Annotated in this window: 13 protein-coding genes; 4 read left to right on the top strand and 9 right to left on the bottom strand. The window is 53.0% G+C overall.

Translation table 11 applies throughout. The annotated features are described in order from the left end of the window. Nucleotides 1–98 precede the first annotated feature (98 nt). Together OGX97_RS15850 and OGX97_RS15845 are read left to right on the top strand one after the other, a co-directional pair. Nucleotides 99–638, top strand: a complete 540-nt coding sequence (locus tag OGX97_RS15850) for a DUF3251 domain-containing protein (protein ID WP_032944319.1) — start codon at nucleotides 99–101, stop codon at nucleotides 636–638. A gap of 298 nt (nucleotides 639–936) precedes the next feature. Continuing rightward, entirely contained in the window at nucleotides 937–1,800 is an 864-nt protein-coding gene (locus OGX97_RS15845; protein ID WP_003021561.1) for a nucleoside-specific channel-forming protein Tsx, read from the top strand. A gap of 45 nt (nucleotides 1,801–1,845) precedes the next feature. On the opposite strand, the gene OGX97_RS15840 is transcribed toward OGX97_RS15845, so the two are convergent. The 7 genes from OGX97_RS15840 to queA all read right to left on the bottom strand — a co-directional run bounded on the left by OGX97_RS15840 (nucleotide 1,846) and on the right by queA (nucleotide 8,710). Then, complete coding sequence (locus OGX97_RS15840) at nucleotides 1,846–2,538, bottom strand: helix-turn-helix transcriptional regulator (protein WP_057067578.1); 693 nt, start codon at nucleotides 2,536–2,538, stop codon at nucleotides 1,846–1,848. Nucleotides 2,539–2,561: 23 nt separating this feature from the next. Beyond that, a complete protein-coding gene (locus OGX97_RS15835) occupies nucleotides 2,562–2,927 on the bottom strand; it encodes a VOC family protein (protein WP_008783926.1) in 366 nt (121 codons plus the stop codon). 170 nt (nucleotides 2,928–3,097) lie between these two features. Next, a complete protein-coding gene (secF, locus tag OGX97_RS15830; protein WP_003021550.1) occupies nucleotides 3,098–4,069 on the bottom strand; it encodes a protein translocase subunit SecF in 972 nt (323 codons plus the stop codon). A gap of 10 nt (nucleotides 4,070–4,079) precedes the next feature. Continuing rightward, nucleotides 4,080–5,927 (bottom strand): protein translocase subunit SecD, encoded by a 1,848-nt coding sequence (secD, locus tag OGX97_RS15825; RefSeq protein WP_003021547.1) that lies wholly within the window; start codon nucleotides 5,925–5,927, stop codon nucleotides 4,080–4,082. A 27-nt stretch (nucleotides 5,928–5,954) separates the two neighbouring features. Then, nucleotides 5,955–6,287: a preprotein translocase subunit YajC gene (gene yajC / locus OGX97_RS15820; RefSeq protein WP_003021544.1), complete on the bottom strand. Its 333-nt coding sequence runs from the start codon at nucleotides 6,285–6,287 to the stop codon at nucleotides 5,955–5,957. A 22-nt stretch (nucleotides 6,288–6,309) separates the two neighbouring features. Further along, nucleotides 6,310–7,437 carry a tRNA guanosine(34) transglycosylase Tgt gene (tgt, locus tag OGX97_RS15815; RefSeq protein WP_003021535.1) on the bottom strand — a complete coding sequence of 376 codons (1,128 nt, stop codon included), beginning with the start codon at nucleotides 7,435–7,437 and terminating at the stop codon, nucleotides 6,310–6,312. Nucleotides 7,438–7,645: 208 nt separating this feature from the next. Further along, nucleotides 7,646–8,710, bottom strand: coding sequence for a tRNA preQ1(34) S-adenosylmethionine ribosyltransferase-isomerase QueA (queA, locus tag OGX97_RS15810; protein WP_032942525.1), 1,065 nt, complete (start codon nucleotides 8,708–8,710; stop codon nucleotides 7,646–7,648). Nucleotides 8,711–8,800: 90 nt separating this feature from the next. Here queA and acpH point away from each other — a divergent pair, with 90 nt between their 5' ends. Beyond that, nucleotides 8,801–9,382, top strand: a complete 582-nt coding sequence (gene acpH, locus OGX97_RS15805; protein WP_003830978.1) for an ACP phosphodiesterase — start codon at nucleotides 8,801–8,803, stop codon at nucleotides 9,380–9,382. Nucleotides 9,383–9,550: 168 nt separating this feature from the next. Further along, nucleotides 9,551–10,153: a peroxiredoxin gene (locus OGX97_RS15800; RefSeq protein ID WP_003021524.1), complete on the top strand. Its 603-nt coding sequence runs from the start codon at nucleotides 9,551–9,553 to the stop codon at nucleotides 10,151–10,153. Nucleotides 10,154–10,220: 67 nt separating this feature from the next. Here OGX97_RS15800 and OGX97_RS15795 read toward each other — a convergent pair whose 3' ends face one another. Next, nucleotides 10,221–12,089: an amidohydrolase gene (locus OGX97_RS15795; RefSeq protein ID WP_128612079.1), complete on the bottom strand. Its 1,869-nt coding sequence runs from the start codon at nucleotides 12,087–12,089 to the stop codon at nucleotides 10,221–10,223. Between the two features lie 21 nt (nucleotides 12,090–12,110). Then, nucleotides 12,111–12,656: an antibiotic biosynthesis monooxygenase gene (locus OGX97_RS15790; protein WP_003830975.1), complete on the bottom strand. Its 546-nt coding sequence runs from the start codon at nucleotides 12,654–12,656 to the stop codon at nucleotides 12,111–12,113.

The following is a 12,656-nucleotide window of genomic DNA, read 5'->3' as shown; positions in this document are numbered from 1 at the left end:
ACAACAAAGGCGCTGCGCTTTTGAGACAAAGGATCGATGCCTTCGTGCTCAGTGCACACTACCATTATGCTATCGCGACAATGAAGGAAGTAATCACAATGACAAGACGTTACCTAAGAATTCTCCTGGTGGGAAGTCTCTTTAGTCTTAGTGCCTGCGCACAGCAAAGCGAAGTACGCCAGATGCATCAAAGCGTTAGCACGTTGAATAAAGAGATGACGCAGCTTAATCAGGAAACGGTAAAAATTACGCAACAAAATATGTTGAATGCAAAATCAACCAGCGGCGCCTATCTGCTGCCGGGCTCCAAAACCCCGGCACGACTGGACAGCCAGATTGGCACCTTACGCATGTCGCTGGTGAACATTGCGCCGAACGCCGATGGTACGCGCCTGACGCTACGAATTCAGGGTGAATCTAACACGCCTTTACCCGCCTTTAGCGCCACCGTCGAATACGGGCAAATTCAGGGCACCACGGACAACTATCAGGAAGTGAACGTTCATAACCAATTGGTCAACGCTCCGGCGAGTATTCTTGCTCCCAGCGACGTAGACATTCCGTTACAGATGAATGGCCTCACTCCAGATCAGTTAGGATTTGTGCGCATCCACGACGTCCAGCCTGTTAGCCAATAAACTTTTTTGCGGAACGTTTTGTGCGTTCCGCAACATCACTCCGCTTCTTTTTGTTACTCCCCTGACATAACCGATATTTCTGGTAAAACTTGGCAACATTCATGGGAGCCAGTACAATTCGCCGCCTAAAGTACGCAAACGTGAACGCAATCGATTACGTAAATGATAGAACTGTGAAACAAGACATATTTTTGTGAACAATGATTTTTATAATAGGCTCCGAAGAATTACGAAATATTTAGAAACGCAAATTGCGCATTTTTCACTCCCGAAAGGGATTTCAAACAGTGGCATACATATGAAAAAAACATTACTTGCAGCCGGTGCAGTGCTGGCGCTCTCCTCGTCTTTTACTGCCAACGCAGCAGAAAATGACAAACCGCAATATCTGTCCGACTGGTGGCACCAGAGTGTCAACGTGGTGGGTAGCTATCACACCCGTTTCTCCCCGAAACTGAACAACGACGTGTATCTGGAATACGAAGCGTTTGCCAAAAAAGACTGGTTTGACTTCTATGGCTACATCGATATTCCGAAAACCTTCGACTGGGGTAACGGCAACGATAAAGGTATTTGGTCTGACGGTTCCCCGCTGTTTATGGAAATCGAACCGCGTTTCTCCATCGACAAACTGACCGGTGCTGACCTGAGCTTTGGTCCGTTCAAAGAATGGTATTTCGCCAACAACTACATCTACGATATGGGTGATAACAAAGCCAGCCGCCAGAGCACCTGGTACATGGGTCTGGGTACCGATATCGATACCGGCCTGCCGATGGGTCTGTCCCTGAACGTGTATGCTAAATACCAGTGGCAGAACTATGGCGCATCCAACGAAAACGAGTGGGATGGCTACCGTTTCAAAGTTAAATACTTTGTGCCGATCACCCAGGTTTGGGGCGGCCAGTTGACCTACATCGGCTTCACCAACTTCGACTGGGGCTCAGATTTGGGTGATGATCCGAACCGCACCAGCAACTCTATCGCGTCCAGCCACGTCCTGGCGCTGAACTACGATCACTGGCACTACTCCGTCGTAGCGCGTTACTTCCACAACGGCGGTCAGTGGAAAGGTGGAGATACCCTGAACTGGGGCGAAGGCGACTTCAGCGCGAAATCTACCGGTTGGGGTGGTTACCTGGTCGTAGGTTACAACTTCTAATCCAGACAATGTCTCGCAGACAAGCCAGCTTAACCGCTGGCTTTTTTATGGCTGGTCTTCACAGCGTACTTTACGCAAAAAGTCACTTAGCGAGCGATCTGCCGATTCGCGAAAATGCCTTTCGAGTGGCGTAATCTTCAGACATCGATCAACGCGAAAGCAACGATAATCGTCACGCTTCTCGCACCAGCCAACCAGCAGCCAGTGCTCGCCCCAGAAAAATAATCCCAGCGGCTGAACGTCGCGCCAGGAGAGGTTCCCGGACTCATCGCGATAATGCAGCGCCAGCACCTGCTGGGCTGAAACCGCGCGATGTATGAGATCGAAGGCACTACGTGAATGCGGCTGATTACCAAAATCTGGCGCGAAAATCCGCGTTTGCTCGGCTCTGCGCCGACTCTCTGGCGGCAATATCGCCAACACTTTTTCCTGCGCGGATTCCAACGCCTGTGAGAGTGAATCCCCACCCCATGTTTTCAGCAATCGAATCGCTACCATCAATGCTTCTGATTCGTGATGCGTTAACATCAACGGCGGTAGATCAAACCCGGCCATTAAGCGGTATCCGCTGCCCACTTCGCCTTCAATAGGCACACCGGATAAAGAGAGATCGCGGATATCGCGATAAATCGTCCGTTCAGAAACCTCAAGACGCTCTGCCAGCAGCGCCGCCGTTGTCACTCGCCTGCCACGCAGGATTTGCACAATCTGAAACAAGCGGTCGGCGCGTCTGCTCATTTTAATCCTCAGTGCTGAAAATATTACGCGGGTTGATGTAAACCAACACGATTGCCTTCGCTGTCAGTAAATAGCGCAATCGTACCAATGTCCTGCCCCAGTTCTAGTGGGCCAAACACACACTGACCGCCAGCAGTGGCGACGCGTTCAAGCGTTGCAGCCAAATCGTCCGTATGCAGATAAATAATAGCGCCCTGCGTTGAAGGCGTAATACCGTCAAATTTAGCCAGCGCCCCGCCGGGAGCGGGATCCTGATGCGGAAATACGGCGAGCTCAGCGCAGTCCATGTTCTCCCGGCGCAAAGAAACCTGCATTACTGGCTCATAAAAAGCGATGGCGCGGTCCATTTGTGCCACGGGGATTTCAAACCAATTAATTACATTGCTCATACTTCCTCCTGCCTGTGTGGGTAATCTCAGGAGGACTATATGACAGGGCTACTGACAGCATACTGTCAGTAGTGTGGCGACAGGAAAAGATAATTACCTGTCGCTAATTCACAGGCAAAAAAAATCCCGACCTTGCGATCGGGATTCCAGTATCTTCACTCCTGGATGGGTTAAGGCAGAATCGACGGTTGATCCGCCCCTTCTTTCTCGACCTTCTGCTGCAGCATGTGCTCACGCTTCATACCCAGCTTCAGCGCCAGCGCCGATGCCACGTAGATAGAAGACGCAGTACCGATAGAAACACCGATCAGCATCGTCAGCGAGAATCCTTCCAGTACCGGACCACCGAACAGGAACAGCATCAGAATAACCATCAACGTTGTACCGGACGTAATCAACGTACGGTGCAGCGTTTGAGTCAGTGACACGTTAAAGATTTCGTAAGGCGTACCGCGACGAATTTTGCGGAAGTTTTCACGAATACGGTCAGATACAACGATACTGTCGTTCAGCGAGTAACCGATTACCGACATCAGTGATGCGACGATAGTCAGGTCAATCTCGATATGGAACAACGACAGGATCCCAAGTGTGATAATCACGTCGTGCGCCAGCGCGATAACTACCCCTGCCGCCAGTCGCCACTCAAAGCGGAAACCGACGTACACCAGGATGGAGATCAACGCCGCCATCAGCGCCATCGCACCGGTTTGCGCCAGGTCTGCACCCACGCTCGGACCCACGAATTCAATTCGCTTCACCGCGGCGTTTTGGTTGGTGGATTCGTTAATCACACTCAACACTTTGCTACCCAGCACCTGACCGCCGTCTGCACCTTCAGTTGGCGGCATACGTACCATAATGTCGTGGCTGCTGCCGAAGTTCTGCAGAAGCGGATCAACGAAGCCCGCTTTCTCCAGCGCATCGCGCATCACGTCCATATCGGCCGGTTTTTCCAGCGTGATTTCAATAACCGTACCACCGGTGAAATCGAGCCCCCAGTTAAACCCGCGTACGCCCATCACCACGATGGCCGCAATCAGCAGGAAACCTGAAATTCCGAAAGCCCAGTAGTCCCAGCGCATAAAGTCCCAGACTTTACGGCCGTGGTTCAATTGTTCAACAGTATATTCCTGTGCCACTTCGCACTCCTCAGATTGACAGCTTTTTGACGCGCTTGCCGCCATACAACAGGTTTACGATGGCACGTGTACCGACAATCGCGGTAAACATCGACGTCGCCACACCAATACCGGTAGTAATCGCGAACCCTTTAATTGCCCCGGTGCCAACTGCGTACAGGATGATGACCTTGATCAGCGTCGTAATGTTCGCATCAAAGATGGAGCTAAATGCGCCCGCATAACCTTCATTGATGGCCTGCTGTACCGAACGCCCGTTACTCAACTCTTCTTTGATACGTTCGTTGATCAGTACGTTCGCATCGACCGCGACGGCAAGGGTTAAGACGATCCCCGCAATCCCCGGCATACTCAGCGTAGCACCCGGCAGCAACGACATAATACCGACAATCAGCACCAGGTTAGCAATCAGCGCACTGGTCGCAATCAGACCGAACTTCTTATAGAAGAAGATCATGAACAGGATAGACACCACCAGACCGGCCAGACATGCTTCCAGACCCTGTTTAATGTTCTGCATACCCAGGGTTGGGCCGATGGTACGTTCTTCAACAATCTGAATCGGCGCAATCAACGCACCGGCACGTAACAGCAGGGAAAGCTGGCGTGCTTCGTTCGGGTTGTTGATACCGGTGATACGGAAGCTGTTACCCAGGCGAGACTGGATATTGGCGATGTTAATCACCTCTTCCTGCTTCACCAGTACTGCACGACCGTTGGCATCTTTCTTACCGCTGTCTTTGTACTCCACGAACAGGGTCGCCATCGGCTTACCGATGTTGTCCTTGGTGAAGTTGGACATGATGTTACCACCTGCGCTATCCAGCGAGATGTTAACCTGCGGCTGATTGTATTCGTCCTGGCTGGAAGTGGAGTCGGTGATATGGTCACCGGTCAGGATCACGCGCTTGTACAGCACAACCGGCTGACCTTCACGAGATTGTTTCACTTCCGAGTCACCCGGTACACGCCCGGATGCCGCAGCAGACTGGTCAACGTTGGTATTTACCAGACGGAATTCCAGCGTCGCGGTTGCGCCCAGAATTTCTTTCGCACGCGCGGTATCCTGAATACCCGGCAGTTCGACCACAATGCGGTCAGCACCCTGACGTTGTACCACCGGCTCAGCAACACCCAGTTGGTTAACACGATTACGCAGAATGTTGATGTTCTGCTGTACCGCGTATTCACGGGCTTCGCTCAGGCGCGCATCGGTCATTACCGCACGCAGAGCATTGCTGCCCTGGCTGGAAATAACCAGATCCTGGTGACGTTTGCTCAGGTAAGAGATAGCTTCATCACGGGCGCTGCTATCACGGAAAGTGATGCTCAGACCGTAGTTATCTTCTTTGCGAACGGTAGTATAAGGAATGCCTTTTTCACGCAGATCGCTGCGCAGGCTATCGATATTTTGTTCCTGCAACTTACTCAGCGCGGTGTCCATATCCACTTCCATCAGGAAGTGAACGCCGCCACGCAGGTCAAGACCGAGTTTCATCGGTTCTGCGTGAATGGCAGCCAGCCAGCGCGGGGTTGCCGGAGCAAGGTTAAGCGCCACGACGTACTGATCGCCCAGTACGCCCATTAATACTTCACGTGCGCGCAGTTGGGTATCAGTGGAGTCGAAGCGCGCGAGAATAGCACCCTCTTCCAGAGCCACAGACTTAGGTGTGATTTTATCTTCTTGTAACGTTTTCTGGACCTGGATCAGCGTTTGCTCACTGGCGGCGGCACCGCGCACGCCAGTGATTTGAACAGCCGGATCCTCACCATACAGGTTGGGAAGCGCATAGAGCAGACCGACGACAATAACGACGATCAGCATGACATACTTCCACAAAGGATAACGGTTTAACACGGCAGTTCCCTTTGGGAAAACAATAAATTACAGCGCCTTCATGGTGCCTTTCGGCAGAACGGCAGCTACGAAATCACGTTTGATAACCACTTCAGTGGTGTCGTTCAGCGCGATAGCGATGTAGCCAGATTCTGCTACTTTAGTCACGCGACCCACCAGACCACCGTTAGTCAGTACTTCATCGCCTTTCGCAATGGAGTTCATCAGGTTCTTGTGTTCTTTGGTACGCTTTTGCTGTGGGCGCAGGATCATGAAATAGAAAATCAGACCAAACACCACCAGCATCAGAATCAGAGACATCGGGCTGCCCTGCGCCGGAGCACCTGTTGCCGCTACCGCATCAGAAATAAAAAAGCTCATTCAAATTCCCTCATTATTAAAATTAATCAACGTTCACAGGTGGAACTGGTCTACCCTGACGTTGGTAAAAATCGGTCACGAAGCTCTCTAATTTACCCTCTTCAATAGCCTTGCGTAAACCCGCCATCAAACGCTGGTAGTAGCGAAGGTTATGAATCGTGTTGAGACGCGCGCCCAATATTTCGTTGCAACGGTCGAGATGATGCAAGTAAGCGCGCGAATAATTGCGACAGGTGTAGCAATCACACTCAGCATCGAGCGGACTGGTGTCGCTTTTATGTTTCGCGTTACGAATTTTTACCACGCCGTCAGTCACAAACAAATGACCATTACGGGCATTTCGCGTTGGCATCACGCAGTCAAACATATCGATACCGCGACGCACGCCTTCAACCAGATCTTCTGGTTTGCCGACGCCCATCAGGTAACGCGGTTTATCTGCCGGAATCTGTGGGCATACATGCTCCAGGATGCGGTGCATATCTTCCTTCGGCTCACCGACAGCCAAACCGCCGACAGCGTAGCCATCAAAGCCGATATCTACCAGACCTTTAACAGAGATATCACGTAAATCTTCGTAAACGCTGCCCTGAATGATGCCAAAAAGCGCATTTTTGTTGCCGAGACTATCAAAACGGTCACGGCTGCGCTTCGCCCAACGCAAAGACATCTCCATTGAGCGTTTAGCATAGTCCCAGTCGGCCGGATACGGTGTACATTCATCGAAGATCATCACGATATCGGAACCGAGATCGTATTGAATCTCCATCGACTTCTCGGGATCGAGGAAAATCGGATCGCCGTTGATCGGGTTACGGAAATGCACGCCCTGCTCGGTTATCTTACGGATATCGCCCAGGCTGAACACCTGGAAGCCGCCGGAGTCGGTGAGGATCGGCCCTTTCCACTGCATGAAATCGTGCAGATCGCCGTGCAGTTTCATGATTTCCTGACCCGGGCGCAGCCACAGGTGGAAAGTGTTGCCGAGGATGATCTGCGCGCCGGTCGCTTCAACTTCTTCCGGCGTCATGCCTTTTACTGTGCCGTAAGTACCGACCGGCATAAAAGCAGGCGTTTCTACTACGCCACGATCAAAAACCAGGCGGCCACGGCGAGCGCGACCGTCTGTGGTATCCAGTTCAAATTTCATTTTTTCTCCTGCATCAGAGAGACAGTCTGATGATTAAACTTTCCCCACGGAATCACTCCACGGAGTAAAAATATATTAACCCACTGGCGAAGGCGCAATCGGCGCAGCCAGTTTGGGGGCGACCAGCGCACAGCCACCGGAGCGTACACGCAGTACGTGAGGATGGCGAGCACTGCCCGACATCAAAATGGCAAGTGAGATAGCCTTCTCACGGTCGCTCAGAAATAGCCTGCGGATTGTACGTGATAAACATGGCATCCCCGTAACTAAAAAAGCGATATTCCGCTTTTACCGCTTCATGATAGGCGTGCATGGTGTTTTTATAACCAGCAAATGCGGAAACCAGCATAATCAGCGTCGATTCCGGCAGGTGGAAGTTGGTGACCAGAGCATCAATCACCTGATATTTATAGCCTGGATAAATAAAGATTTGTGTATCGCCGAAGAACGGCTCGATGAGATCGTTTTTGGCCGCCTGCGCCGCACTTTCCAGCGAACGCACGGAGGTGGTACCTACCGCAATCACGCGATTACCGCGCGCTTTCGCCGCCAGCACCGCGTCCACCACATCCTGCGGCACTTCCGCATATTCGGAATGCATAATGTGGTCTTCGATGGTGTCTACGCGTACCGGCTGGAAAGTACCCGCTCCAACGTGCAGGGTGACGAACGCCATTTCAATGCCTTTATCGCGCAGTTTAGCCAGCAGCGGATCGTCAAAATGCAGACCCGCGGTCGGTGCAGCGACGGCACCCGGTTTTTCGCTGTACACGGTCTGGTACAGCTCGCGGTCGGCGTCTTCATCCGGACGGTCGATATACGGCGGCAACGGCATATGGCCGATGGCGTTGAGGATATCCAGCACGCTGCGTTCGTCGTTAAACTCAACTTCAAACAGCGCGTCATGGCGGGCGACCATCGTCGCTTTAATACTTTCGTCGTCGCCCAGCAGCAGCTCGGCACCCGGTTTCGGCGCTTTCGAGGCACGAATATGCGCCAGAATACGTTTGTCATCCAGCATACGTTCGACCAGCACTTCAATCTTGCCGCCGCTGGCTTTACGACCAAACAGACGCGCAGGAATGACGCGGGTGTTGTTAAAGACCAGCAAGTCTCCAGGGTTGAGCTTATCGAGTAAATCGGTGAAAGTACCGTGCGTCAGCGCGCCCGTCGGCCCGTCCAAAGACAGCAAGCGGCAGCTACTGCGCTCAGCTTGCGGATAGTGGGCAATCAGGGATTCGGGTAGTTCAAAGGTGAAATCGGTAACGCGCATGACACTGACTCAGACTAAAATAAGAGGCGGGTAGTCTAGTGCCGGGGCGTTCTCCCTGCAACCTTTACCCCTCTGGATAAACGTTTAACTATGAATTTTCTTGCACATTTGCATCTCGCTCACCTTGCCGATAGCTCGCTTTCCGGCAATCTGCTGGCCGATTTTGTCCGGGGTAATCCGGAAACGCACTACTCGCCTGATGTGGTAGCAGGCATCTTCATGCATCGTCGTATCGACGTGATGACCGATAACTTACCGCAGGTGCGTGAAGCCAAAGAGTGGTTTCGTAGCGAAACGCGCCGCGTCGCGCCGATTACGCTGGACGTTATGTGGGATCATTTTCTGTCGCGCCATTGGTCGGAAATCTCCCCTGACTTCCCGCTGACGGACTTTGTGCGCTATGCCCGTACCCAGGTAACCACTATTTTGCCGGAATCGCCGCCGCGCTTTATCAATCTGAACAACTATATATGGTCAGAGAAATGGCTTGAGCGCTACCGGGACATGGATTTTATCCAGAACGTCCTGAACGGCATGGCCAGCCGCCGTCCACGGCTCGATGCCCTACGCGACTCATGGTATGACCTCGATACGCATTACGATGCGTTAGAAGAACGATTCTGGCAGTTTTATCCGCAAATGATGGAACAGGCGCGGTGTAAAACCCTTTGATCGCAGCCCGCATTCCCCGCCGGATAAGCAGTAGCCGCCATCCGGCAAAAGATTGATAGACAAAACCTGTCTCATTGATTGCCAGCGCCTCTTTGTCTTATTCCCGAACACTCTCTATACTGGCCCGCGTTGCGTTCCAAAAACCCCTTAACATTGCAGGAGAATTATATGGTACTGGTAACTCGTCAGGCTCCGGATTTCACAGCAGCTGCGGTACTGGGTAGCGGTGAGATCGTTGAAAACTTCAACTTCAAACAGCATACCAACGGTAAAACCACCGTTCTGTTCTTCTGGCCGATGGACTTCACCTTCGTTTGCCCGTCTGAACTGATCGCATTCGACAAACGTTACGAAGAATTCCAGAAGCGCGGCGTTGAAGTTGTTGGCGTTTCCTTCGACTCTGAATTTGTCCACAACGCATGGCGTAACACCCCTGTCGACAAAGGCGGCATCGGTGCAGTGAAATACGCAATGGTTGCTGACATCAAACGCGAAATCCAGAAAGCCTACGGCATCGAGCACCCGGAAGCGGGCGTTGCGCTGCGCGGTTCTTTCCTGATCGACGCTAACGGCGTTGTTCGCCACCAGGTGGTTAACGATCTGCCGCTGGGTCGTAACATCGACGAAATGCTGCGCATGGTTGACGCGCTGCAGTTCCACGAAGAGCACGGTGACGTTTGCCCGGCACAGTGGGAAAAAGGTAAAGAAGGTATGAACGCGTCTCCGGACGGCGTGGCAAAATACCTGACCGAGAACGTTTCCAGCCTGTAATTGGCATGAATCGACAAAAGGCCCGCAAATGCGGGCCTTTTTTATTGTTAGCAGATCCGATAAGCGATTAAAACGCGAAGCAGGAACAGCCAAGCGCGCCCCAGAAAGCCCGGTCATCTGACACCGGAATCCCCGATTTCCGCGCAATATCATGCTGGTGACCGTGTACGCCGCAGCTGCCGCAGCACTGGTGCATCTGCACCATTGCGCCAATTTTCGCCGCAGCAGGTGGCGCTGAGCGATAGTGCCCCGGCACCTTCACCACTGGCGACCAGTCCGGCACAATCGGAATAGCAGGTGGTGCCAGCGGGGTGAAATGCCCGGCGGCGTAAACCACTTTGCCATCAACAACGGTCATCACCGACTCGATACCTTTGATCTCTTCTTCCGGCACGCTGAAGTAATCTTTAGACAGCACCACCAGGTCGGCCAGTTGATCTTTCTCGATGCGCCCTTTCTTACCCTGCTCGCTGGAAAACCAGGCGCTACCGGCCGTCCACAGTTCCAGGGCAACATCACGCGGCAGACGGTTGTTATCATCGTACATTGCCATCCCGCCAACGGTACGGCCCGAAACCAGCCAGTAGAGCGCGGTCCACGGGTTGTAGCTGGCCACGCGGGTGGCGTCAGTCCCCAGCCCGACCGGAACGTCAGCCGCCAGCATTTTCGCCACCGGCGGCGTATGTTTAACCGCGTCTTTGCCGTAGCGATCGACAAAATACTCTCCCTGGAACGCCATACGGTGCTGAACCGCAATCCCACCGCCCAGTGCTTTTACACGCTCGATGTTTCGTTCGGTAATTGTTTCGGCGTGATCAAAGAACCAGTGCAGACCATTGAACGGGATATCACGATTAACTTTCTCAAATACGTCCAACATTCGGCTGATAGATTCATCGTAGGTGGCGTGCAGGCGGAACGGCCAGCGATGCTCCACCAGGTGACGAACCACGCGCTCCAGCTCATCTTCCATCCCCTCCGGCAGATCCGGACGTGGCTGAAGGAAGTCTTCAAAATCCGCTGCAGAAAAGACCAGCATTTCCCCCGCCCCGTTGGCACGATAGAAGTCGGTTCCCTGCCCTGGCTTGAGCATATCGGTCCAGCGTTCAAAGTCTTCCAGTTCCTGCTTCGGACGCTGGGTAAACAGATTGTAGGCAATACGTACCGTCATCTGTTTGTTAGCGTGTAACTGCTCAATGATCTCGTAATCTTCCGGGTAGTTCTGGAAGCCGCCGCCCGCATCGATGGCGCTGGTCAGTCCCAGACGGTTCAGTTCACGCATAAACTGACGGGTCGAGTTAACCTGCATTTCCAGCGGCAGTTTTGGTCCTTTTGCCAGCGTCGAATAAAGGATCATGGCGTTCGGTTTAGCGATCAGCATTCCGGTCGGGTTGCCGTTGCTATCACGCACAATCTCACCGCCCGCCGGATCCGGCGTCGCTTTGGTATAGCCAACCGCTTTCAGCGCGGCGCGGTTGAGCAAAGCCCGGTCGTAGAGATGCAGAACAAAAACCGGAGTATCAGGAGCGGCTTCATTCAGTTCTTCGAGGGTTGGCATGCGACGTTCGGCAAACTGGAATTCACTCCAGCCGCCCACCACGCGTACCCATTGTGGCGACGGCGTTCTGTCAGCCTGGTCTTTGAGCATGCGTAGCGCGTCCGCCAGTGACGGCACGCCCTCCCAACGCAATTCCAGGTTGTAATTCAGTCCACCACGAATAAGGTGCAGGTGCGAATCGTTCAGGCCCGGGATCACCGTATGTCCTTGCAGATCGACAACCTGCGTCCCTTTGGCGGCAAAGCTCATTACCCGTTCGTGGCTACCGGTCGCCAGGATCTTTCCGTTGGCGATCGCCACCGCCTCGACCTGCGGACTTTGCCTGTCGAGAGTATGAATTTTTCCGTGAGTCAGAATCAGTGTGGCAGTTTGAGACATAACAATCTCCTGAGATACCGGTCAGGCTTTTTTCAGCCATCCGGCAAACAGACGGGTTACGATGGGCATCCAGAACCAGACCACCAGCGCAACCACAAAGGCATCATTGATGAGATGCAGGAGTAACGAGCCCTTCATTGCAGGCAGTACAATGCCGGTCAACCACGGCACCAGATTGGTACTGGGAAATATCACCAGCAGGGTTATCAGAAACTGTTTCCAGCGTTTGGGCTGGCGTACATGGGGCGCGGGCGGCGTAAACCAGAATGCTGCTTCGGTGCGAATTTCGGTTTTGTCACCTTCAGCCAGCAGTGGAGCAATCTCTTCGACCAACACGCGGCGCGTATCGGACTGGGTCCAGCTATACAGATGCTCAAGCGTGTCGAAGCGGATAATGATGTTCCACAGGTTGTTGCCATCTGCCGGGCGAATCACGTTCGCCCCGAGATGACCGGGAAATTCAGCCGCTACAGGCATGATTTTCCCCAGCCACTGCTCATACCGCTGCGCCTGCTCAGGTAGCAGAGTGTGAGTAATTACCAACGTCACATGTTTGTTCTGCGCCAT

Origin of the sequence: Citrobacter sp. Cpo061, assembly GCF_030332845.1 — a bacterium.
Classification (GTDB): Bacteria; Pseudomonadota; Gammaproteobacteria; order Enterobacterales; family Enterobacteriaceae; genus Citrobacter; species Citrobacter portucalensis.
The sequence above is the reverse complement of the archived record's forward strand: the minus strand, read 5'-3'. Positions and strand labels throughout refer to the sequence as shown.

Coding starts and splice junctions, on each gene's coding strand:
- OGX97_RS15850 (WP_032944319.1), top strand. CDS start 99: ATGACAAGACGTTACCTAAGAATTCTCCTGGTGGGAAGTCTCTTTAGT.
- OGX97_RS15845 (WP_003021561.1), top strand. CDS start 937: ATGAAAAAAACATTACTTGCAGCCGGTGCAGTGCTGGCGCTCTCCTCG.
- OGX97_RS15840 (WP_057067578.1), bottom strand. CDS start 2,538: ATGAGCAGACGCGCCGACCGCTTGTTTCAGATTGTGCAAATCCTGCGT.
- OGX97_RS15835 (WP_008783926.1), bottom strand. CDS start 2,927: ATGAGCAATGTAATTAATTGGTTTGAAATCCCCGTGGCACAAATGGAC.
- yajC (WP_003021544.1), bottom strand. CDS start 6,287: ATGAGCTTTTTTATTTCTGATGCGGTAGCGGCAACAGGTGCTCCGGCG.
- tgt (WP_003021535.1), bottom strand. CDS start 7,437: ATGAAATTTGAACTGGATACCACAGACGGTCGCGCTCGCCGTGGCCGC.
- queA (WP_032942525.1), bottom strand. CDS start 8,710: ATGCGCGTTACCGATTTCACCTTTGAACTACCCGAATCCCTGATTGCC.
- acpH (WP_003830978.1), top strand. CDS start 8,801: ATGAATTTTCTTGCACATTTGCATCTCGCTCACCTTGCCGATAGCTCG.
- OGX97_RS15800 (WP_003021524.1), top strand. CDS start 9,551: ATGGTACTGGTAACTCGTCAGGCTCCGGATTTCACAGCAGCTGCGGTA.
- OGX97_RS15795 (WP_128612079.1), bottom strand. CDS start 12,089: ATGTCTCAAACTGCCACACTGATTCTGACTCACGGAAAAATTCATACT.
- OGX97_RS15790 (WP_003830975.1), bottom strand. CDS start 12,656: ATGGCGCAGAACAAACATGTGACGTTGGTAATTACTCACACTCTGCTA.